The sequence below is a fragment of the Streptomyces sp. NPDC001381 genome, from assembly GCF_042895685.1.
GTDB lineage: Bacteria > Actinomycetota > Actinomycetes > Streptomycetales > Streptomycetaceae > Streptomyces.
Genome location: NZ_JBIAWO010000003.1, coordinates 561,724 through 583,328, shown reverse-complemented (window position 1 = coordinate 583,328; position 21,605 = coordinate 561,724). Strand labels below are relative to the sequence as shown.

The 21,605-nt window shown below is 72.5% G+C and carries 23 protein-coding genes; 10 read left to right on the top strand and 13 right to left on the bottom strand.

Annotation, left to right across the window (positions count from 1 at the left end):
* The first annotated feature begins 88 nt into the window (after window positions 1-88).
* From ACFY2L_RS16290 to ACFY2L_RS16280, 3 genes are all read left to right on the top strand, one after another.
* A complete protein-coding gene (locus tag ACFY2L_RS16290) occupies window positions 89-1,372 on the top strand; it encodes a thymidine phosphorylase (protein ID WP_390658324.1) in 1,284 nt (427 codons plus the stop codon).
* A 95-nt stretch (window positions 1,373-1,467) separates the two neighbouring features.
* Window positions 1,468-2,052, top strand: coding sequence for a Uma2 family endonuclease (locus ACFY2L_RS16285; RefSeq protein ID WP_390822631.1), 585 nt, complete (start codon window positions 1,468-1,470; stop codon window positions 2,050-2,052).
* 44 nt (window positions 2,053-2,096) lie between these two features.
* Complete coding sequence (locus ACFY2L_RS16280) at window positions 2,097-2,450, top strand: STAS domain-containing protein (RefSeq protein WP_390822630.1); 354 nt, start codon at window positions 2,097-2,099, stop codon at window positions 2,448-2,450.
* Here ACFY2L_RS16280 and ACFY2L_RS16275 read toward each other — a convergent pair.
* Complete coding sequence (locus tag ACFY2L_RS16275) at window positions 2,334-3,359, bottom strand: sigma-70 family RNA polymerase sigma factor (RefSeq protein ID WP_390658327.1); 1,026 nt, start codon at window positions 3,357-3,359, stop codon at window positions 2,334-2,336. The genes ACFY2L_RS16280 and ACFY2L_RS16275 overlap by 117 nt on opposite strands.
* Window positions 3,360-3,483: 124 nt before the next feature.
* Window positions 3,484-4,752 (bottom strand): MFS transporter, encoded by a 1,269-nt coding sequence (locus tag ACFY2L_RS16270; RefSeq protein ID WP_390822629.1) that lies wholly within the window; start codon window positions 4,750-4,752, stop codon window positions 3,484-3,486.
* A gap of 63 nt (window positions 4,753-4,815) precedes the next feature.
* On the opposite strand from ACFY2L_RS16270, the gene ACFY2L_RS16265 reads away from it, so the two are divergent.
* Entirely contained in the window at window positions 4,816-5,778 is a 963-nt protein-coding gene (locus ACFY2L_RS16265; protein ID WP_390822628.1) for a LysR family transcriptional regulator, read from the top strand.
* A gap of 110 nt (window positions 5,779-5,888) precedes the next feature.
* Here the strand turns inward: ACFY2L_RS16265 and ACFY2L_RS16260 are convergent, their stop codons facing one another.
* The gene (locus ACFY2L_RS16260; protein WP_390658330.1) at window positions 5,889-6,650 is read right to left on the bottom strand and encodes an alpha/beta hydrolase; all 762 of its coding nucleotides are present in this window, start codon (window positions 6,648-6,650) and stop codon (window positions 5,889-5,891) included.
* A gap of 113 nt (window positions 6,651-6,763) precedes the next feature.
* On the opposite strand from ACFY2L_RS16260, the gene ACFY2L_RS16255 reads away from it, so the two are divergent.
* Together ACFY2L_RS16255 and ACFY2L_RS16250 are read left to right on the top strand one after the other, a co-directional pair.
* Window positions 6,764-7,927, top strand: a complete 1,164-nt coding sequence (locus tag ACFY2L_RS16255; RefSeq protein ID WP_390658331.1) for an adenosine deaminase — start codon at window positions 6,764-6,766, stop codon at window positions 7,925-7,927.
* A gap of 139 nt (window positions 7,928-8,066) precedes the next feature.
* Window positions 8,067-8,438, top strand: a complete 372-nt coding sequence (locus ACFY2L_RS16250; protein ID WP_390658332.1) for an ATP-binding protein — start codon at window positions 8,067-8,069, stop codon at window positions 8,436-8,438.
* A 71-nt stretch (window positions 8,439-8,509) separates the two neighbouring features.
* Here ACFY2L_RS16250 and ACFY2L_RS16245 read toward each other — a convergent pair whose 3' ends face one another.
* From ACFY2L_RS16245 to ACFY2L_RS16215, 7 genes are all read right to left on the bottom strand, one after another.
* Window positions 8,510-8,710 (bottom strand): PspC domain-containing protein, encoded by a 201-nt coding sequence (locus ACFY2L_RS16245; protein WP_390658333.1) that lies wholly within the window; start codon window positions 8,708-8,710, stop codon window positions 8,510-8,512.
* Between the two features lie 127 nt (window positions 8,711-8,837).
* Window positions 8,838-9,389: a VanZ family protein gene (locus ACFY2L_RS16240; RefSeq protein ID WP_390822627.1), complete on the bottom strand. Its 552-nt coding sequence runs from the start codon at window positions 9,387-9,389 to the stop codon at window positions 8,838-8,840.
* A 164-nt stretch (window positions 9,390-9,553) separates the two neighbouring features.
* On the bottom strand, window positions 9,554-10,159 hold the full coding sequence (locus tag ACFY2L_RS16235; RefSeq protein ID WP_390658335.1) for a hypothetical protein: 606 nt from the start codon (window positions 10,157-10,159) through the stop codon (window positions 9,554-9,556).
* A complete protein-coding gene (locus tag ACFY2L_RS16230; RefSeq protein ID WP_390658336.1) occupies window positions 10,159-11,730 on the bottom strand; it encodes an ATP-binding protein in 1,572 nt (523 codons plus the stop codon). Before ACFY2L_RS16230 ends, ACFY2L_RS16235 begins: the two co-directional genes overlap by 1 nt.
* Window positions 11,727-12,404 (bottom strand): two-component system response regulator AfsQ1, encoded by a 678-nt coding sequence (gene afsQ1, locus ACFY2L_RS16225; RefSeq protein ID WP_390658337.1) that lies wholly within the window; start codon window positions 12,402-12,404, stop codon window positions 11,727-11,729. The genes ACFY2L_RS16230 and afsQ1 overlap by 4 nt, the downstream gene beginning before the upstream one ends.
* A gap of 372 nt (window positions 12,405-12,776) precedes the next feature.
* Complete coding sequence (locus tag ACFY2L_RS16220; RefSeq protein WP_390658338.1) at window positions 12,777-13,415, bottom strand: response regulator; 639 nt, start codon at window positions 13,413-13,415, stop codon at window positions 12,777-12,779.
* A complete protein-coding gene (locus ACFY2L_RS16215; RefSeq protein WP_390822626.1) occupies window positions 13,412-14,632 on the bottom strand; it encodes a sensor histidine kinase in 1,221 nt (406 codons plus the stop codon). The genes ACFY2L_RS16220 and ACFY2L_RS16215 overlap by 4 nt, the downstream gene beginning before the upstream one ends.
* A 168-nt stretch (window positions 14,633-14,800) precedes the next feature.
* Between ACFY2L_RS16215 and ACFY2L_RS16210 the strand changes: the two genes are divergently transcribed.
* The 3 genes from ACFY2L_RS16210 (at window position 14,801) to ACFY2L_RS16200 (ending at window position 17,700) form a co-directional block, all read left to right on the top strand.
* The gene (locus tag ACFY2L_RS16210; protein WP_390822821.1) at window positions 14,801-15,889 is read left to right on the top strand and encodes an ABC transporter permease; all 1,089 of its coding nucleotides are present in this window, start codon (window positions 14,801-14,803) and stop codon (window positions 15,887-15,889) included.
* The gene (locus tag ACFY2L_RS16205) at window positions 15,886-16,569 is read left to right on the top strand and encodes an ABC transporter ATP-binding protein (protein WP_390822625.1); all 684 of its coding nucleotides are present in this window, start codon (window positions 15,886-15,888) and stop codon (window positions 16,567-16,569) included. The genes ACFY2L_RS16210 and ACFY2L_RS16205 overlap by 4 nt, the downstream gene beginning before the upstream one ends.
* Window positions 16,570-16,917: 348 nt before the next feature.
* Window positions 16,918-17,700, top strand: coding sequence for a SigE family RNA polymerase sigma factor (locus ACFY2L_RS16200; RefSeq protein ID WP_390822624.1), 783 nt, complete (start codon window positions 16,918-16,920; stop codon window positions 17,698-17,700).
* 262 nt (window positions 17,701-17,962) lie between these two features.
* Here the strand turns inward: ACFY2L_RS16200 and ACFY2L_RS16195 are convergent, their stop codons facing one another.
* Window positions 17,963-18,670: a uridine kinase gene (locus tag ACFY2L_RS16195; RefSeq protein ID WP_390658342.1), complete on the bottom strand. Its 708-nt coding sequence runs from the start codon at window positions 18,668-18,670 to the stop codon at window positions 17,963-17,965.
* Window positions 18,671-18,729: 59 nt separating this feature from the next.
* Between ACFY2L_RS16195 and ACFY2L_RS16190 the strand changes: the two genes are divergently transcribed.
* Entirely contained in the window at window positions 18,730-19,137 is a 408-nt protein-coding gene (locus tag ACFY2L_RS16190; protein ID WP_390822623.1) for a hypothetical protein, read from the top strand.
* A gap of 130 nt (window positions 19,138-19,267) precedes the next feature.
* On the opposite strand, the gene ACFY2L_RS16185 is transcribed toward ACFY2L_RS16190, so the two are convergent.
* Window positions 19,268-20,176: an aldehyde dehydrogenase family protein gene (locus tag ACFY2L_RS16185; protein ID WP_390658344.1), complete on the bottom strand. Its 909-nt coding sequence runs from the start codon at window positions 20,174-20,176 to the stop codon at window positions 19,268-19,270.
* Window positions 20,169-21,605, bottom strand: a complete 1,437-nt coding sequence (locus ACFY2L_RS16180) for an aldehyde dehydrogenase family protein (RefSeq protein WP_390658345.1) — start codon at window positions 21,603-21,605, stop codon at window positions 20,169-20,171. The genes ACFY2L_RS16185 and ACFY2L_RS16180 overlap by 8 nt, the downstream gene beginning before the upstream one ends.

Genomic DNA, 21,605 nt, shown 5'->3' with positions numbered 1-21,605 from the left:
CCCCGCCCGGCCCCTCTGACTGGCGCAGAGGGGCCGCGCACTTTCCGCAACGACTTTCTGCACCACCCGCACCACCGGAAGGAAAGCCATGGCCATGGACGCCATCTCCGTCATCCGCACCAAGCGGGACCGCGGTGAGCTCAGCGACGAGCAGATCGACTGGGTCATCGACGCGTACACCCGTGGCGAGGTCGCCGACGAGCAGATGTCGTCGCTCGCGATGGCCATCCTGCTGAACGGCATGAACCGGCGTGAGATCGCCCGCTGGACGGCCGCGATGATCGCCTCCGGTGAGCGCATGGACTTCTCGTCCCTGTCCCGCCCCACCGCCGACAAGCACTCCACCGGCGGTGTCGGCGACAAGATCACGCTTCCCCTTGCCCCCCTGGTGGCGGCCTGCGGCGCCGCGGTCCCGCAGCTCTCCGGCCGCGGCCTCGGTCACACCGGCGGCACCCTGGACAAGCTGGAGTCCATCCCCGGCTGGCGCGCGCTGCTGTCGAACGAGGAGATGCTCTCCGTCCTCGACGGCACCGGCGCCGTGATCTGCGCAGCCGGCGACGGCCTCGCCCCCGCCGACAAGAAGCTGTACGCCCTGCGGGACGTGACCGGCACGGTCGAGGCGATCCCGCTCATCGCCTCCTCGATCATGTCGAAGAAGATCGCCGAGGGCACCGGCTCCCTGGTCCTGGACGTGAAGGTCGGCACCGGCGCCTTCATGAAGACCATCGAGGACGCGCGCGAACTGGCGTCCACGATGGTGGGCCTCGGCACGGACCACGGTGTGAAGACGGTCGCCCTGCTGACGGACATGTCCACCCCGCTCGGCCTCACCGCCGGCAACGCCCTGGAGGTCCGCGAGTCGGTCGAAGTCCTGGCCGGCGGCGGCCCCGCCGACGTCGTCGAACTGACGATCGCCCTCGCCCGCGAGATGCTCGACGCGGCCGGTGTGAAGGACGCGGACCCGGCGAAGGCGCTGGCCGACGGCTCGGCGATGGACGTCTGGCGCCGCATGATCGCGGCCCAGGGCGGCGACCCGGACGCCCCGCTGCCGGTGGCCCGCGAACAGCACGTCGTCACGGCCCCCTCCTCCGGCGTCCTCACCCGCCTCGACGCCTACGACATCGGCATCGCCGCCTGGCGCCTCGGCGCGGGCCGCGCCCGCAAGGAGGACCCGGTCCAGGCGGGCGCGGGCGTCGAACTCCACGCCCGCCCCGGCGACACGGTCACGGCGGGCCAGCCCCTCCTGACCTTGCACACCGACACCCCGGAGCGCTTCGACTACGCCCTCCAGGCGGTGACCGGCTCCTACGACATCGCCGCCCCCGGCACGCCGTTCACGGCATCGCCGGTGGTGCTGGAACGTATCGCCTGACCTGCGGTTTCCCCATTCGGGTGAACGGGATCGGTGGACCTGAACCGATCCCGTTCGGCATGCTGTGATCGGTGACGCACCGATTGGAGACCGCCATGAGCGCACTCACCGTGGGCCACGACCCCGAGCAGAGCTGGGACGACCTCGTCCGGTTCTGGGAGGAGATGGAAAGGCCCGAGGGCAGCAAGGTGGAGATCATCGAGGGGATCATCACCGTGTCACCTGCTCCCGCGTCCCGCCACAACGTGATCGCGTCCCGCATTCAGCGACGCCTGTACTCAGTGATCCCTGAGGATTGGGAGATCTTCCAGACGCAGGCCATCGCCGTTCCGTCCCGGCTGGGCATGTTCATCCCGGACCTGCTCGTCGCGCCGGTTCAGGAATGTGCCGAGTCGGAGACGTATCTTCCAGCCGCCCTGGCCGAACTGGTGGTCGAGGTCACTTCCAGGAAGAACGCCCGCCACGACCGCGTCAGCAAGCCGGCGGCCTACGCCTCGGCAGGCATCCCGTTCTCTCTCCTCGTCGACCGCTGGGCGCCCGACGGCCCCACCGCGACCCTCTATGGCGAGCCGCACGGCGATGTCTACCGCCCGCTGGCCGTCGCCAAGTTCGGCGAGCCCCTGGTGCTTCCCGCCCCCTTCGGCGTCACCATCGACACCAGCGAGTTTCCCACCGAGTAGGGCCAGGCCCGATGAGTTGACCCCCGCCCCGGGGTCTACCGCACGTGGACCCCAAGACACCGCCCGTGCTCGCACTGACCGGCCCGGTCACCCCCGCTCGGGTGGCAGGGACCGCCGACGCCGTACGCGCCCTGCTGGCGGCCGGCGGTGGTGGGGTCGTCGTCTGTGATGTGAGCGCCCTCGGGCCGCCCGGGCTCGCCGCCGTGGAGCTGCTGGCCCGCCTTCAGCTCGCCGCGCGGCGCGCCGGGGGGCGGCTGCGCCTGCGCGCCCCCGAGCCCGCCCTACGCGCCCTGCTCGACCTCGTCGGACTCCCCGTCGAGGTGGAGGGGGAGACCGAACAGCGGGAACCAGCGCCGGGTGTCGAGATAGAAGTGGAACCCGGTGAGGCGGCCGTCTGAGATCTCGAGGATCTGGATCGCCCAGGGAGCGAAACCGCCCGCCTCCGGGTCCGGCTTGTACTGGGCGAAGCCCGGCAGGCCGTTCACCCGCACCGGCAGCAGACGCGAGCCCTCGCACGCCGAGCCGAGCGTCGTCATGAAGCCCGTGATGTCCTCGTGGCCCGTCAGCCACAGGTCGAACGGCGGCATCGACATGACGGCGTCCTCGTGCAGCAGGGCCGTCAGCGCCTTCATGTCGTAGCCCTCGAAGGCCGCTACATAGCGCTCCAGCAGCTTCTGCTGCTCCTCGTCCAGCGGGTCGGACACGGCCGCGTCCGCCCCCGCCTCGGCCCGCTCGGCCAGGGTGGCCCGCGCCCGCTGCAGCGCGCTGTTGACCGAGGCGACCGAGGTGTCCAGCAGTTCGGCGACCTCACTCGCCCGCCACGCCAGCACCTCGCGCAGGATCAGCACCGCCCGCTGCTTCGGCGGCAGCCGCTGCAGCGCGGCCATGAAGGCCAGCCGCACCGACTCCTTGGCGACCGCCGCCTCCGCCGGGTCCTCCACCGCCGGCAGGACCCGGGCGTCGGGCATCGGCTCCAGCCAGGTGTGGTCGGGCCGGGGGGAGAGGGCCGCCCGGGCGAGGGGCGTCGGCGCGGAGAGGTCCATCGGGCGCGCCCGCTTGTTGCCCGCCGTCAGCATGTCCAGACAGACGTTCGTCGCGATCCGGTACAGCCACGAGCGCAGACTGGAACGGCCCTCGAACTTGTCGTAGCTGCGCCAGGCGCGCACCAGCGTGTCCTGCACCGCGTCCTCGGCCTCGAAGGAGGAGCCGAGCATGCGGTAGCAGTAGCCGGTCAGCTCGACCCGGTGCCGCTCCAGCCTGGCGTCGAGGTCCTCGACCGTCGCCGTGCCCGCCGTACCGTCGCTCATCGTCGTCCACCCACCCCTGTGGCCGTCCTGTCACGCGCCTTCGCGTCCAGCACTTCGGAAGCTACCGCAGGCCACTGACAACGGCCTGCCGAGCCGGCAGAACACCAGGTCCGGGCGGGAAGGGTCAGTGCGCGGCGGCGAAGGTCCGCCGGCGCGCCGCCCGCGTCCCGAGCACGGTGATCGTGACGACCCCGAGCACCGCCAGGAGGCCCACGCCGACCGTGCCGGCCCAGCCACCGGAGTGGAATGCCGTCGCGCCGACCGTCGAGCCGGTGCTGGAGCCGACGTAGTAGGCCGACTGGTAGAGGGCGGAGGCCTGCGCGCGACCGGTGGTCGCCGTCTTGCCGACCGCCGAGGACGCCACCGCGTGCCCCGCGAAGAAGCCCGCCGTGATCAGCACCAGGCCGAGCAGGACCGGCACCAGCGAGTCCGCCAGGGACAGCAGCAGGCCCGCCGCCGTCGTACCGCCCGCCAGGTACAGGGCCCCGCGTCGCCCGAGCCGGCCCACCAGGCGGCCGGCCGTCGACGCCGACACCGTACCGACCAGGTACACCAGGAAGATCGAGCCGACGATGCCCTGCGGGAGCGAGAACGGCGCCTCGGTCAGCCGGTAGCCGATGACCGTGTACACCCCGCCGAAGACGGTCATGAACAGCGCGCCGATCGCGTACAGCCGGCGCAGCAGCGGGTCGGACAGGTGATCACGGACCGTGCGGGCCAGGACGCGGGGCCGCAGCGAACCCGCCGTGAAGTGCCGGGGCGCCGGCAGCAGCAGCCGGAACGCGACGGCGCAGCCCACCGCGAGCGCGCCGATCACCCCCAGCGCGACCCGCCAGCCCCACTCCTGCGCGACCCAGCCGGTGATGACCCGGCCGCTCATCCCGCCGACACTGTTGCCCGCGACGAACAGCCCGATCGCCGTCACCAGCGCCTTGGGCCGGACCTCCTCCGCCAGATAGGCGGTCGCCGAGGCCGGCAGCCCGGCCAGGGCGGCGCCCTGCACCGCCCGCAGCACCACCAGCGCGCCCAGCGACGGCGCGAAGGGGACCAGCAGCCCGACGGTCACCGCGACGGCGAGCGAGGCGGTCATCACCGTACGGCGCCCGTAGCGCTCCGACAGGGCGCTCATCGGCAGTACGAACAGCGCCAGCCCACCGGTCGCCGCCGCCACCGTCCAGCTCGCCTCGCTCGCCGCCACCCCGAAGTCACCGGAGATCAGCGGCAGCAGGGCCTGCGTGGAGTACAGGAGGGCGAAGGTCGCCACACCGGCGAGGAAGAGCGCGAGGCTCATCCGGCGGTAGCCGGGACCACCGGGGGTCATACGGGAGTCGGCGGCGGGGACGAAGGACGCGGCGTCCACGATCGTGGACGCCCCGGTACTGGCGGGAGACATGCTTCGACCGTAGGGACACGCCCCTTCATCCGTCCAATGCACGGACTCGGCATAATCGTTCCCATGGTGCATCAGCAGAGGTCACAGCTTCACCTGTCACCGTCCAGTGACACAGAAGACATGACCGTCATGTCGCGGTCGCTGGCCCCGAGGCTCGCCTACTTCGCGGGCGTCGCCCGGACCGAGCACGTCACCCGCGCCGCGCAGGAGATGCAGGTGCCGCAGTCGACCCTTTCCCGGGCGATGGTCCGCCTCGAACAGGACCTGGGCGTCGACCTGTTCGCCCGCAGAGGCCGCACGGTCTCCCTCACCCCCGCCGGCCGCACCTTCCTCACCTCGGTCGAACGCGCCCTGGCGGAGATCGAGCGCGCCGTCGACGAGGTCCGCGCCGACGCCGACGCGGCCACCGGCAAGGTCGCCTTCGGCTTTCTGCACACCATGGGGGCCGAGACCGTCCCCGGCCTGATCCACGCCTTCCGCGCCGACCACCCCCGCGTCCGCTTCAGCCTCGTCCAGACCTACGGCGAGGCGATGATCGAGCGGCTGCGGGCGGGGGAACTCGACCTGTGCCTGACCTCGCCGGTCCCGGACGCCCCTGACCTGGTCGCCCGCCGGCTGGACGAGCAGAAGCTGCGCCTGGTCGTCCCGGCCGACCACCGTCTGGCGGGACGCAGGCGCGTCCGGCTGGCCGAGGCCGCCGACGAGACCTTCGTGACCCTCGAACCGGCCTACGGCATGCGCCGCATCACCGACGACCTGTGCAAGGAGGCCGGCTTCAAGCCCCGGATCGCCTTCGAGGGGGAGGAGGCGGAGACGCTGAGAGGTCTGGTGGCGGCAGGGCTGGGGGTGGCCCTGCTGCCGCCTCCCGCCGTGGCCCGCCCGGGCGTGGTGGAACTGACGGTCACGGCCCCGCGCGCGGTGCGGGAGATCGGCGTGGCCTGGCTGGACGGCCACCCGGACACACCCCCGGTGGCGGCCTTCAAGCGGTTCCTGCTGTCGAAAAGGGGCAACTTGCTGCCGACCTGAGGGCGGCGACCCCAGGGGCGCGGGGCCGTGCCGGTGTGCGGTTCCGCCGCGTGGGCGCGACCAGCCCCCGGCGAACCAGCGCCCCGCGACGATCCGCGGCCCCCCTCACCTCACCGGCGCCACGAGGAACCGAACCCCGCGGCGAGCGGCATCCGCAACCCCAGAGGAGGCGGAGCCGCCAGCGCGTCCTCGACCGGCCGCGAGAACCGCCTCCCGAACAACACCCCCATGACGAAGTCCTCGGCCAGCGCCAGCACCTCGTCCCGGTACTGGTGCAGCCCGTGGCCGTCGGCGTGCACTTCGAACCGGCACACCTCCCGGTTCGCCTTCTTGGCCCGCGCCGCGAGCCGGAACGACAACTCCGGATCGCTGCGGTCGTCATGGGTGCCGTGCACCACCATCACCCGCCGGCCCACCAACTGCTTCACCGGTTCGGGTGGCGCGGCCACGTCCTCCTGGGGCAGCCAAGGGGCGAGCGCGAGCACCGAGTTGACGGCCTCGTGGCCCCCCGCCCGCAGCGCCGCCCGTGCGCCCATGCCGACCCCGGCGAGGCACACGGGAACGTCTCCGTACCGGCGTACGACCTCGTCGGCGGCCCAGGCCGCGTCCGCGGCGAGATGGGCCTCGCCGCCGTTCCAGCCGCGGTAGCGGTAGTGCACGACATGCGTGGCCAGCCCCTCCTCGCGGCCCGCGCGCGCGAGTCTTCGCCCGAGGCCGCGCACGGAGGCGGCCGCCCACATCGGGGACGGTCTGCGCTCGGAGACCTCCTCGCCCCCGGGGAGCAGCAGCACCACCCCGCTCACCGTCGTCGGCTCCACGCCGAACGCCCTCCCCAGCCGGGCCGTTCTGACCGGCGTCGTTTGGTGTGCCATGACAGAACAGTGTCAGAAGCGGCGGTGTACTCCACCCGTCCGTGCGGTCACCGTTGCGTATCGACGGACGTGTGCGACGCGCGTTCTACGCGCGTAGGAGTTAGAGTGCGGAAATGACGAGCCAGAGCATCCAAGCGGGCATCACCCCGAGCTCGGACCAGATCCGGCGGGCGCCCAAGGTTCTGCTGCACGACCATCTCGACGGCGGGCTGCGCCCCGGCACGATCGTCGACCTCGCCCGGGAGACCGGGTATCCCCATCTCCCGGAGAGCGACCCCGACAAGCTCGGCGTCTGGTTCCGGGAGGCCGCCGACTCCGGTTCCCTGGAACGGTACTTGGAGACCTTCTCGCACACCGTCGGGGTGATGCAGACCCGGGACGCGCTCGTGCGGGTCGCCCGCGAGTGCGCCGAGGACCTCGCCGAGGACGGTGTCGTCTACGCCGAGGTGCGCTACGCCCCCGAGCAGCATCTCGAAGGCGGCCTGACCCTGGAGGAGGTCGTCGAGGCCGTCAACGAGGGCTTCCGGCAGGGAGAGCGGACGGCCCGTCAGAACGGGCACCGGATCCGCGTCGGCGCCCTGCTCACCGCGATGCGGCACGCCGCCCGCGCCCTGGAGATCGCCGAACTCGCCAACCGCTACCGCGACCTCGGCGTCGTCGGCTTCGACATCGCGGGCGCCGAGGCCGGCTACCCGCCCACCCGGCACCTCGACGCCTTCGAGTACCTGAAGCGGGAGAACAACCACTTCACCATCCACGCCGGTGAGGCCTTCGGACTGCCCTCCATCTGGCAGGCCCTGCAGTGGTGCGGCGCCGACCGCCTCGGGCACGGCGTGCGCATCATCGACGACATCGAGGTCGGCGAGGACGGCAGCGTGAAGCTCGGCCGGCTGGCCTCCTACGTCCGCGACAAGCGCATCCCGCTGGAGATGTGCCCCAGCTCCAACCTCCAGACCGGCGCGGCGGCCTCCTACGCGGAGCACCCGATCGGCCTGCTGCGGCGGCTGCACTTCCGCGCCACGGTCAACACCGACAACCGGCTGATGTCCGGCACCAGCATGAGCCGGGAATTCGAGCACCTTGTCGACGCATTCGGTTACACGCTCGACGATCTGCAATGGTTCTCGGTCAATGCTATGAAGTCAGCATTCATTCCTTTCGATGAACGACTCGCCATGATCAATGACGTGATCAAGCCCGGATATGCCGAGCTGAAGTCCGAATGGCTGTTCCAGCAGACGGCCTCCACCAGCGGTTCCACGGCCACGGAGAGCTGAACACAGGGTTGCGCGGAGCGCGGAATGCGGGCGGGCGTTCACAATCCGTCCGCATTTCGATGTTTGCGGCGCCCCCCGTTCCGTGTTTACGGTCGTGGACCGATCGGTTCCCCGTATCCCATTCGAGGACGCATTCATCATGAAGCAGTCTGCTGCCAAGACCCTCGGCGTCGCCGCCCTCGGCGCCGCCATCGCCGCCGTCGGTGCCGGCTCCGCCACCGCCGCCCCGGCCGTCCCGGACGCCACGCAGGCCCTGGACGGGGTCACCAAGACGCTGCCGCTGGAGAACGTCACCAAGATGCTGCCGGGAGCCTCCGAGGCGCTGGGCCGGGCCCAGCTGTCGCAGGCCCAGCCGGCCCTCGCCACGAGCCTGGCCGCCGCCCAGCCGGCCGCTGAGCAGGCGCTCGCCCACGGGCCGACCAAGCCGGTCGCCGGACTGCTCGGCGGTCTTCCGGTCGGCCAGGGCCTGCCCACGCACGGCCTGCCGGTGAACGGGCTGCCGATCGGCTGAACCCCGCAGCCACGCCGTCGGGGCGCACCCGGAGTTCCGGGCGCGCCCCGACGGCGTGTGCACGGGCCGGGTCACCAGGCCGCGCGCGCCTTGTCCTCCGAAGGCAGCAGGATCCACAGCGCTATGTAGAGCAGGAACTGCGGGCCGGGCAGCAGACAGGAGACCAGGAAGATCACGCGCATCGTCGTCGCGGAGGTGCCGAAGCGGCGGGCCAGCGCGGCGCACACTCCGCCGATCATGCGGCCGTTGGTGGGGCGGGCGAGGCTGGACATCGCGGCTCCTTCGTGAGCGTCGGAGAGAGGCGGCCCCTGCGGCTGCCCCGTCTGCCTTCCACGCTACGGAGACGAAGGGGACGAAGCATCACTCCCCGGGGCGATCCCGACCCCGAGAATCCTCGGCTTACGGGGCGACCCCCACCCTGGGAATCCTCGGGGCACGACCCTGAGCCGCTTCCTCCTGCGGCACGGCCGCCCGCACCCGGCGCTCGCCCCTGCGCCGCAGCCACACCCGGGCCGCCGGCACCACCGTGGCGTGCGCGAGGGCCACGCCCGCGGTGTTCAGCAGCAGCGAGTCGACGTCCGCGACCTGACCGGGCACCCCGGTCTGCAGCAGCTCGATCGCCAGCGACAGCAGGGCACCCGCCGTGACCGTACGGATCAGCGAGGCCAGCGGTGAGACCCGGAGCCGGCCGTGCACCAGCGGCAGCAGGACGCCCAGCGGGGCGAGCAGCGCCAGCCCCTCGCCGATCCGCCGGGCCGCCTCCTGCGGGCCCAGCCTCAGGTCGGCGCGGATGCCGTCGAACGGATGCAGATTCGTGGGCATCACCCAGGGGACGTCCCTGGGGCGCAGCGTGACCCAGGCCACGAACAGGAGGTGTGCGACCAGGAGGACAATCCCGGTCGCACGGAGACGGATCGCGGCGCTGCCGCCGATGGAGCCTTGACGCTGCACGACCCCCTAGACGCACCCCTCGGCACGATCGGTTCCGGCGTCCCGCCCGGCACTGGCACGAGCCACCGGCGACACCGGTCACCGCCGCCCCGCCGGCCGACGGTGACCTGCGCGGACGACGGCCCGGGGACGCCGGGTGAGGCGTCCGCCACATCCGGAGCCGGTCAGCCGCCCGTGACCTCCGACGACGGCGGCTCGGCGCTGCCCGGCCGGGTGCGGACCTCGTCGGTGCACTCGTAGCGGCGCAGCGGCTCGGAGCCGGGGCCGCCCAGCACGACCGAGCCGTCACCCTCGGCCGCCGCCGAGTCGGAGAAGGTGCACACCAGCTGGGCGAGCGCGTACGAGGTCAGGTCCCCCGGCGGCACGCTCAGCCGCAGCGCGTCGTCCGGGTCCTTCGGTCCCGGCCCGCTCACCGTCATCCCGCCGCGCACGTCGGTGGTGTACCCGGCCTCCTTCTCGGCGGCCGGCGGCGACGCGGCGAGCTGGTCGAGCAGGCCCTGCGCCACCACCACGCGCCGCTCCGAGTCCGCCGCCCCGTCCGCCACCCGCACCGAGCGGTCGACGGCCACCAGCGACGAGCCGCACAGCAGGAACACCTGCACCGGCACCCCCGCGCGCGCGGACTGCGCCGTCACGTCCGGCTCGGTGAGCGAGCAGCGCACCCGCGACGGTGCCGGCCCGAAGTCGGTCGGCACCTCGGTGGCCCGGATCCCGCACCCGGTGAGCAGTCCGGCGAGGAGAGGGAGCGCGAGCAACCGGCGTACGTTCATCAGGCGTCCCCCTTGCCCTGCACGGGCTTCTCGGCCTTCTCGCCCTGTTCCACCAGCTGTGACGCGTCCCGCGGCAGCCGCAGCGTGAACACCGCGCCGCCCTCGGGGGAGTTGGCGGCGGTGATCTCGCCGCCGTGGATGTGGGCGTTCTCCAGGGCGATGGACAGGCCGAGGCCACTGCCGTCGGAGCGCGGCCGGGACGCGCTCGCCTTGTAGAACCGGTCGAAGACGTGCGGCAGCACCTCCTCGGGGATGCCGGGCCCGTGGTCGCGCACGGCGATGACGACGTCCTCGGCCGACTCGCGCACCGACACCCGCACCGGGGAACCGCCGTGCTTGAGCGCGTTGCCGATGAGGTTGGCGAGGATCACGTCCAGGCGGCGCGGGTCGAGCCGGGCGTGGATGCCGCGCTCGGCGTCCAGATCGACCGCGTCCAGCCACGCGCGCGCGTCGATGCAGAAGGTGATCTGGTCGGCGACGTCGACGTTGTCCAGGACCAGCCGCGCCGTACCGGCGTCGAAGCGGGTGACCTCCATCAGGTTCTCGACGAGGTCGTTGAGCCGCCGGGTCTCGCTGACCACCAGCCGGACGGCGGGCTCGATCATCGGGTCGATGCTGCCCGACTCGGCGTCCAGCTCCTCCTCCAGCACCTCCGTGACGGCGGTGATCGCGGTCAGCGGCGTCCGCAGCTCGTGCGACATGTCGGCGACGAACCGCCGGGACGCCTCGTCCCGCGCGGCCATGTCCGCGACCCGCTTCTCCAGGGCCTCCGCCGTCCGGTTGAACGTCCGTGACAGATCGGCGAGTTCGTCGGTGCCCGACACCCGGAGCCGGGTGTCGAGCCGCCCCTCGCCGAGCCGCCGCGCGGCCACGCCCAGCCGGTGCACCGGCTTCAGCACGGTCGTGGCGGCGGCCTGCGCGAGCAGCGCGGCGCCGATCAGCGCGAGCCCGGTGGCGATCCCCAGCGACCAGGCCAGCGAGTTGAGGTCGTCCGCCTCCGGCTCCAGCGACTTGCGCATGTACCCGGTCGGACCGCCGCCGATCACCTTCGTCCCGGCCACGAGATACGGCGTCCCGTGGTCCACGACCCGCTGCCAGTAGAGGTGGTACGGCGACTCGTCGGCGCCGCCGGCGCCCTGCTTCTTGTTGACCGCCGTACGCAGCGACTCGGGCACGTCCTCCAGCGAGAAGCCGTTGAGCCCCCCGGAGTTGCCGTACACGGTCTTGCCGCTCGCGTCCTCGCCGACCAGCAGCACGCTGAAGCGCTGGCTGCTGTTGGCCATCTGCCCGGCGGTGTGCTGCAGTTCGTCCTGCGTCGGATGCTCGGGCAGCGAGCCCGCCCGGTTCTGCATCTCCTGCTCGAAGTCCCGCAGCACCGCGCCCTGGGTGCGGTCGAGCACGGCCTCGCGGTTGAGCCAGTACGCGATGCCGGACGCGGACACGGCGGCGGTCAGCGCCACCGCCCCGAAGACGACGACGAGACGCAGCCGCAGACTGGTGAAGCGCAGCCGTGACAGATGACCCTTGCGCACCGCGGACCAGCCGCGGAACCCCCCTTGCGACGGTGTCACTGAGGGGCGTCCAGGCGGTAGCCGACGCCGCGGACGGTACGGATCAGCGTCGGGGACGAGGGCACGTCCTCGACCTTGGCGCGCAGCCGCTGCACACACGCGTCGACGAGCCGCGAGTCACCGAGGTAGTCGTGCTCCCACACGAGGCGCAGCAGCTGCTGCCGGGACAGCGCCTGCCCCGGCCGCCGGCTCAGCTCCAGCAGCAGCCTGAGCTCGGTCGGGGTGAGCTGGAGATCCTCGCCGTTCTTCGTCACCGTCATCGCCGCGCGGTCGATGACCAGGCTGCCGAAGGTCGCCGCGTCGTTCGACTCGCGCTCCCCGCGCCGCAGCACGGCCCGGATCCGGGCGTCCAGCACCCGTCCCTGGACGGGTTTGACGACGTAGTCGTCGGCGCCGGACTCCAGCCCGACCACGACGTCGATGTCGTCGCTCCTCGCGGTGAGCAGGATGATCGGCAGCTGGTCGGTGCGCCGGATGCGCCGGCACACCTCGAAACCGTCGATGCCGGGCAGCATCACGTCCAGGACGATCAGATCCGGCCGCTGCTCGCGCAACAGCTTCAGACCGTCCTCACCGCTCGCAGCGGTCGCCACACGGTGCCCCTGGCGCGTCAGTGAGAGCTCCAGGGCCGTACGGATGGCGTCGTCGTCCTCGATCAGCAACAGGGAAGGCACGGGCTCATTCTGGCCCATGAGGGGGCTGTCGTTCGACCTGTGGGCCCGGGTGGGACGCCGCAGCGGGACGGTTTCGGCTGCGCGTGCGGCGCACGGAGGGCCCGCGGCCTGCCGCGCCCGCGGGTGCCACGGTGCACGCCGCGGCCCTCCGCACTCCGCGGACCTGCGGTTTCGGCCGGCCACGGCTGCGGCACGCCCCACCGGGCGGACCCCGGGGCGGGCGGCACCGGCGGCACGGCGACGGCCGGGAACCGGGCCGGCCGTCGTGGTCCCGAGGCCGCTGGACCGGCCTTGGGGAACAGAGGTCCAGCGGCCGGGCGTTGCGACCACCGTCACGCTCACGGCTGCCGGTGCGGCTCGCACGCGCGGGGATCAGCGGCGGATGAGGCCGAGGTCGGTGGCGGTGGCGACGGCGGCGGTGCGCGAGTCGACGCCGAGCTTGACGTAGACGCGGGCCAGGTGGGACTTGACGGTGCCTTCGGTCAGGTGGAGGCGGCCGCCGATGGCCTGGTTGGACAGCCCGGCGGCGACCAGGGTGAGGATCTCGGTCTCCCGCCGGGTCAGGGCGGTGCCCGGTGTGCGCAGCCGGTTCATCAGCCGGTCCGCGACGGTGGGCGCCAGCGTGGTGCGTCCGGCGGCGGCGGTGCGCACGGCGGCGGCCAGGTCCTCGGGCGGGGCGTCCTTGAGGAGGTAGCCGGTGGCACCGGCCTCGATGGCGGGCAGGGTGTCGGCGTCGGAGTCGTAGGTGGTGACGATCAGCACGCGGGGTGCGCCCGGTCGGGCGGTGATCCGAGCGGTGGCCTCGGCACCGCCCATGCCCTTGCCGAACTGCAGATCCATCAGCACGACGTCGACGTCGCCTTCCGCGGCGCGGGTGACGGCCTCCTCGGCGGTGGCGGCTTCGGCCATGACGACGAGGCCGGGTTCGGTTTCCAGTACGGCGCGCAGTCCGGCTCGTACGACGGGGTGGTCGTCGGCCAGAAGAAGGCGGATGGGTGCGTCGTGGGTCACGGGCGGGCCTCGGGCTCGGTCTTGGGGGGCGGGGTGAGCGGGAGTCGGACGGCCAGAGCGGTGCCGTGGCCGGGGGTGGATTCGATCACCAGGGTGCCGCCGAGGGCGTTCATGCGGGCGCGCATGGACGCCAGGCCGAAGCCGCCGCTTTCGGGGTCGGGGGCGGGCAGTTGCCCGGGGTCGAAGCCGTGCCCGTCGTCGACGACGCCGAGGGCGATGTGGTCGCCGAGGTAGCTGAGGGTGACCTCGGCGCTGGTGGCCTCCGCGTGGCGGACGGTGTTGGCGAGGGCGGACTGGGCGACGCGCAGGAGGGCGACCTCGTGCGCGGTCGGCAGTGGCATGGGCTCGCCGGTGAGGTGGAAGCGCGCGGCGAGGCGGTGGCGGGCGGACGTGGTGGTGCACAGTCGTTCCACGGCGTCGGCCAGGGTGGTGCCCTCCAGAGCGGGCGGGGTGAGCGCAGCGACGAAGCGGCGGGCTTCGGCGAGGTTGTCCACGGCGGCCTGGCGGGCCGCGTCGACATGGCGGGCGGCGGTGTCGGGCCGGTCGGGCAGGGCGCGTTCGGCGGCGCGCAGCAGCAGCTGGATGCTGGAAAGGCCCTGGGCGAGGGTGTCGTGGATCTCGTGGGCGAGCCGCTCGCGTTCGGCGAGCACGCCCGCGGTGTGCTGGGCCCGGGCGAGGTCGGCCCGGGTGGCGGTGAGCTCCTCGATCAGTCGCCTGCGCTGTTCGCTTTCGCGGTACAGGGCCTGGTAGCCCCACACCACCGCGACGGCGACGGCGGCACCGAGCGCGGGACCGATCGCCATGGCCGGGCTGAAGGAGCCGGTATGGGCGGCGAAGGCCGTGACGGCCGCCACGGCGGTCGCGATCACCGCGGCCAGGCCGGTGCGGCGGGGCAGCAGGTGGAGCTGGAGGAAGTACAGCGGGAACGCCACCCACACGGCGTCGGGTGTCAGGGCCAGCAGCACGAGCCATACGGCGCCCGTGGCGGCCAGCCACCAGGCCGCGGCGGGACGGGACCGGCGCGTGTGGGGCAGGAGCGGCCCGGCGGCGTACACCAGGCCGCATGCCGCGGCTGCGGCGACGACCTGTGCGGTGTGGGCCCTGCCGTCGGCCACGGCCCGGCCGGCAGCCAGGGCGAGCAGTCCGAGGACCAGCAGGTGCAGGCACCACGCCAGGGCCCGGGTGGTCGGGGTCAGAACAGGGGCAGCGGTGTTCACAGTGCGTCCCAGGTTACGGAGGCAGGCGTCCGGGGGCCTCCATCGAAAGGTGGAACCCGCGGACCGTCTTTCGGCCCGCGAAGTGCTCTCCTGCGCCAGACGCGCGGACGGGGGCAGGCAGCGACGGTGGAGTCGTACCGCTTCCCGATGAAAGGACAGGCCGAGGCCGTGTTCGTCGCCTGGAGAGATCTGAAGTTCGCCAAGGGGCGCTTCGCCCTGATGGGCACCGCCGTCGTGCTGATCACCCTGCTGGTCGGGCTGCTGTCCGGGCTGACAGCCGGACTGGGCCGGCAGAACACCTCCGCCATCACGGGACTGCCCGCCGACCGGGTTGCCTTCCAGACCCCCGGCGGCGGCGGGGACCTGTCGTACTCCGGCTCCACCGTCACCGGGCGGCAGTGGCGGCAGTGGTCCGAGGCGCCCGGGGTGGAAAGCGCCGAACCGCTGGGGATCACCACGACCAAGGCCACCGCCGGCGACAGGAGCACGGGGGTCTCGGCCTTCGGCGTCCAGCCCGGCTCCCGCCTCGCCCCGGACAGCGGCAAGATCAGTGACAGCGCGGTGGTGCTGTCCACCACGGCCGCCGACGACCTCGGCCTGCGCCCGGGCGACTTGCTCACCCTGGCCGGTCAGCGGCTCGAGGTGGCCGCCGTGCGGGGCGACGCGTACTTCAGCCACACCCCGGTCGTCTGGACCAGCCTCGAGGTCTGGCGGAAGACCGCCCCGCCCTCCGGCACCGGCGACGACCTCACCGCGACGGTCATCGTCCTGGACACCGCCTCCGGGGCCGACCTGGCCGTGACCGAACGGCAGACCGGCACGAGGACGGCCGCCATCGAGGACTCGCTGTCCGCGATCGGCTCCTACACCTCCGAGAACGCTTCCCTGCAACTGATGCGCGGCTTCCTGTTCGCCATCTCCGCCCTCGTCGTCGGGGCCTTCTTCACCGTGTGGACCATGCAGCGCAGCGGCGACGTCGCCGTCGTCAAGGCACTCGGCGCCTCCACCGCCCACCTTCTGAAGGACGCGCTCGGCCAGGCCGTCGTCCTGCTCGCCGGCGGCACCCTGATCGGCACCGCCATCGCCGCCGCCCTCGGCGCCCTGGTGGCCGGGTCCGCCGTGCCGTTCCTCCTCACGCCCGCCACCGTCCTCGTGCCGGCGGTCGTGATGGTCGCGCTCGGCATGCTCGGAGCCGCCCTGCCCATCCGCCGCATCGCCTCCGTCGACCCGTTGACCGCCCTGGGGAACGCCCGATGAGCCTGAGCCTGACCGACGTCACCCTCACCTACCCCGACGGCGAGGACCGCCTGACCGCTCTCGACCAGGTCTGCCTGGAAGTCCCCAAGGGCAGCCTGACCGCTGTGGTCGGCCCGTCCGGCTCCGGCAAGTCCAGCCTGCTCGCCGTCGCCGCCACCCTCGTCACCCCTGATGCCGGCACCGTCGTCGTCGACGGCACCCCCACCACCGGCCTGAGCCGCGGCGAGCTGTCCGAACTGCGCCGCCACAAGATCGGCATCGTCTTCCAGCAGCCCAACCTGCTGCCCTCCCTCACCGCCGCCGAACAACTCCAGGTCATGGCCAGGATCGACGGCCGCAAGCCCCGTACCGCCCGGGGCCGGGCGATGGAACTTCTCGACGCGGTCGGCCTCGCGGACCACGCCCACCGCCGCCCCCACCAGCTCTCCGGAGGCCAGCGCCAGCGCGTCAGCATCGCCCGCGCCCTGATGAACGACCCCACCGTGCTCCTGGTGGACGAACCCACCAGCGCCCTCGACCACGAACGCGGCGCCGCCGTCATCGGCCTGATCACCCGCCTCACCCACCAGCAGGCCACCGCCACCGTCCTGGTCACCCACGACCGTTCCCATCTCACCGCCGCCGACCAGATCGCCGAAGTCCACGACGGCCGCCTCCACCCGCCCCTGGCAGCCCGCTGATCCCGCCGCCCCACCGTCCGCGACGCGAGCGCCCCTCCGGACGGCGGCCGGGTTCTGCCGGCGCGTCCGGCTGTCCGGCCAGTGCCCGATCACCGACCGCGGCACCGCGAGGCGGCGCGACCAGATCGTGGCCGGCGGCGTCCGGGCTCAGCCTGACCGACCGCACCGACGACCGCTGTACCGGTAACCCTCAAAGCCGTGAACGGGCTGTGGTGTTGCCATGGCAGGCCCCTGTGACAGGTCTGTGACAGTCGACGGACACGGCGATGAAGTGGCCCAGGCAGTCTTTTCGGCACAGGCAAGAACGCAAAGACCGAAACACCGGAAGTCCACGACGGGGGGCGCGAGATGAACACGCTGCACGGTAAGAGCACCAGCGCAGTCGCAGTCGTCACGCGTCTCCACGACGTGAACGTCGGCCGGGGTTCCGAGAAGTCCGGTGTCGATGGGGGTCCCGCCCGCGCGAGCGGTTTCGAGCGTGGGGGAGCGCGGGGGTGCGCTCGCGGCACCGGGCGTCAGCACACCGGGTTCATGACGGTGGTTGACACGAAGGAAGGGGCTCACGGGGGAGCCGCGTACAGGGAGGACTCGGGGGAGCGCCGCTCGCTGACCGAGGCGGAGTTCACCGCCTACGTCCAGGAGCGCCGCGCCTCCCTGTACGCCACCGCCTACCACCTCACCGGTGACCGCTTCGAGGCCGAGGACCTGCTGCAGAGCGCGCTGTTCTCGACGTACAAGGCGTGGGACCGGATCAGTGACAAGGCCGCGGTCGGCGGATACCTCCGCCGGACGATGACCAACCTGCACATCAGCGCGTGGCGCCGCCGCAAGCTGAACGAGTACCCGACCGAGGAACTGCCGGAGACGCCCGGCGACACGGACGCGATGCGCGGCACCGAACTGCGCGCGGTCCTGTGGCAGGCGCTGGCCCGGCTGCCCGAACTCCAGCGGACGATGCTGGTCCTGCGCTACTACGAGGGCCGCACCGACCCGGAGATCGCGGAGATCCTCGACATCAGTGTCGGCACGGTGAAGTCGAGCATCTGGCGGTCGCTCCGCCGGCTGCGCGAGGACCAGGTCCTCAGCTTCGGCCGTGACGAGGAGGACGCCTTCGGGGAGCTTGTCGCCTGAGGGTCACGGGGGAACGACGGGCTCCGGCCCGGCAACGGGGGAAAGTAACGGGGGAAACGGGGGAGCGGTACCGGGGGGCCCGACGGGGGACGTCCGGGGAGCGGTACCGCACAGCACGGGGGAAGCACCACCGGGGGGTGGACACGGGGGAACGGGGGAAGCGGGACTGGAGGGCCGGGGGGTTCGTCCAGTCCCGCTTTCGTGTGTCCCCGGTCGGATGCCGGGATCCCGGCCGGACGCCGGGGGCCCGGTCGCCGGGCGCCTACGCCGTCGTACGCGCGGTCGTCGCGCAGCGGCCCGCCGCCGCGGCCGCCAGCCGGCCCATCGCCTCGGCCCGGTCGCAGGCGTACGCGCCGAGCGCGGTCTGCCGGGCCACGATGGAACGCTCCGCCCGCATCAGCCGCCAGCCCCGGCGCAGCAGGAACGGGACCGACTTGCGTCCCTCCTTGAGATCGCGCAGGAAGCGGCGGCGGAACGTCTTCACCGGGCCGCGGCTCAGGCACAGCGCGTCGGCCAGCACGCCCAGTTCACGGCAGCGCTCGACGATCTCGGCGGCGAAGATGCCCTCCGCGATGAACAGCGGGGTCCGCCCGACCTCGACCTCCGTCACGCCGGTGCGGGCGCTGAGCGAGATGTCGTAGACGGGCACGTCCGTACGGCCCGAACCGCACAGCTCCACGATGGCGGCGACGGCCGTGTCCGCATCCCACGAACCGGGGTGGTCCCAGTCGATGTCGGAGCTCCCGGCGACCAGCGGCAGCGTCGGGTCGTCGCCCTCCTTGTAGAAGTCGTCGAGCCGCAGCACCGGCAGACCGGAGTGGGCGGCGAGAAGGGACTTGCCGGAGCCGGAGGGGCCGCAGAGCAGCACGACTCGCGTGGGTATGGGCGGTTGGGAGCTCACGGGACACCAGTGTGAGGCATCCGTCGGGCCCCGTACGACCCCGCGGGTCGGCTTTGAAGCGCGCGTCACACGTCAAATACCCTTCGTGTCGACATGATTACCTTGCGCAGCAGAAGGTGGCATCACTGATGGCCCGACACGCATCCCCCCGCACCCCCACCGGCCGGCGCGCGCTCGCCGCCCTCGCGACCGCCGGAGTGGCGCTGGGCGTGGGCGCCGGCAGCGCCGCCGCGGCGACCGGAGAGCCGGTCGGCGACGTGCTGCGGCCGCACGCCGCCCCGGCGGGCGGCACCGACGCCCAGGCGGCCGCCCAGGGCGTCCTGGGCTCCCTGCCCCACGTCGTCGGCGCGATCTCGGGCCTCAAGCCCAACCCCCTCGCGGGCACCGGCGTCGACCCCCTCGACAACGGCGTCGGCACCCAGCTCGCCGACTTCAAGCCCCTGACCTCACAGATGCTCACCGGGCCGGTGGCGCAGGCGCCGTCGGTCGGGGCGATCCCGGTGCTGGGGGATGCCGCGAAGACGCTCGGCGGCTGACACCACCGCCGCGCGGAGCGAAGCCGCGCCGCCCCCAGGCAGGGGGCGGCGCGGCTTCGGTGTCTCGGCGGACCCGCGGCAGGCTTCCGCGGGCCCGGCGGCCCGGCGGGCCCGGCGGGCCCGGCAGGCCTCAGTAGGCGGAGCCGGAGGCGCCCAGTGAACCCGTCGGGTGCCAGACCGTCTTCGTCTCCAGGAAGGCCGTCATGCGGTCGATGCCCGGAGTCGCCGACCAGTCGTCCACAGGCTGTGGACGGAGAACGCGCTTCAGGTTGTCGGCCGCCGCGATCTCCAGCTCCTTCGCCAGGACCTCGTCGGCGCCCGCGAGGTCGATCGCGTTGACGTCCTGGTGGGCGGCGAGCGGCGCCGCGATCTCCGCCGTACGGCCGGACAGGACGTTGACGACACCGCCGGGGACGTCGGAGGTGGCGAGCACCTCGGCCAGGGAGAGCGCCGGGAGCGGGGACCGCTCACTGGCGATCAGCACCGCCGTGTTGCCGGTGGCGATCACCGGGGCCAGCACCGACACCAGGCCCAGGAAGGACGACTCCTGCGGCGCGAGGACCGCGACCACACCCGTCGGCTCGGGGGAGGAGAGGTTGAAGTACGGCCCCGCGACCGGGTTCCCGCCGCCCACCACCTGGGCGATCTTGTCGGTCCAGCCCGCGTACCAGACCCAGCGGTCGATCGTGGCGTCCACGACCGCCGCGGCCCGGGACTTGGACAGGCCCTCGGCGTCGCCGACCTCGCGGACGAACTGCTCCCGGCGCCCCTCCAGCATCTCCGCGACGCGGTAGAGGATCTGGCCCCGGTTGTACGCGGTCGCGCCCGACCAGCCGCCGAACGCCTTGCGCGCGGCGACCACGGCGTCACGGGCGTCCTTGCGGGAGGAGAGGGGCGCGTTGGCCAGCCACTTGCCCTTGGAGTCCGTCACCTCGTACACCCGGCCGCTCTCGGAACGCGGGAACTTCCCGCCGACGTACAGCTTGTAGGTCTTGAAGACCGACAGGCGCGGTTCGGTCTTTTCGGTCTTCTCAGACATCGAGGTACGCCTCCAGGCCGTGGCGACCGCCCTCGCGGCCGAAGCCCGACTCCTTGTAACCGCCGAACGGCGAGGTCGGGTCGAACTTGTTGAACGTGTTGGACCAGACGACACCGGCCCGGAGTTTGCCGGCCACCGCGAGGATCCGGGAACCCTTCTCCGTCCAGATGCCCGCCGACAGGCCGTACGGCGTGTTGTTGGCCTTGGCGACGGCCTCGTCCGGGGTGCGGAAGGTGAGGACCGACAGCACCGGGCCGAAGATCTCGTCGCGGGCGACGGCGTGGGCCTGGGTGACGTTCGTGAAGAGCGTCGGCGCGAACCAGTAGCCGCTCTCCGGCAGTTCGCAGGCGGGGGACCAGCGCTCGGCGCCCTCCGCCTCGCCCCGCTCGACGAGGGTGGTGATCCGCGCGAGCTGCTCCTCGGAGTTGATCGCGCCGATGTCCGTGTTCTTGTCCAGCGGGTCGCCCAGGCGGAGTGTGGACAGGCGGCGCTTCAGGGAGTCCAGCAGCTCGTCCTGGATCGACTCCTGGACCAGGAGGCGGGAGCCCGCGCAGCAGACCTGGCCCTGGTTGAAGAAGATGCCGTTCACGATGCCCTCGACGGCCTGGTCGATCGGGGCGTCGTCGAAGACGATGTTGGCGCCCTTGCCGCCCAGTTCGAGGGTGAGCTTCTTGCGGGTGCCCGCGACCGTCTTCGCGATCTCCTTGCCGACGGCCGTGGAGCCGGTGAAGGCGACCTTGTTCACGTCCGGGTGAGCGACGAGCGCGGCGCCCGTGTCGCCGTACCCGGGAAGGATGTTGACGACACCCTTGGGCAGGCCCGCCTGCCGGCAGATGTCCGCGAAGAAGAGGGCCGACAGGGGGGTGGTCTCGGCGGGCTTGAGCACCACCGTGTTGCCGGTCGCCAGGGCCGGGGCGATCTTCCACGCCAGCATCAGCAGCGGGAAGTTCCACGGGATGACCTGGCCGGCCACGCCCAGCGGCCTGGGGTCCGCGCCGAAGCCGGCGTGGCCGAGCTTGTCCGCCCAGCCCGCGTAGTAGAAGAAGTGCGCGGCGACCAGCGGGAGGTCGGCGTCGCGCGTCTCCTTGATCGGCTTGCCGTTGTCCAGCGTCTCCAGGACGGCCAGCTCACGGCTGCGCTCCTGGATGACGCGGGCGATGCGGAAGAGGTACTTGGCGCGCTCGGAGCCGGGCAGCGCCGACCACTTCTCGAACGCCTTCCGGGCGGCCTTCACGGCGCGGTCGACGTCCGCCTCGCCCGCCTGGGCGATCTCGGAGAGGACCTCCTCGGTGGACGGCGAGACGGTCTTGAAGACCTTGCCGTCGGCCGCGTCGACGAACTCGCCGTCGATGAAGAGGCCGTAGGAGGGGGCGATGTCGACGACCGAGCGGGACTCGGGTGCCGGTGCGTATTCGAACACGGAAGCCAT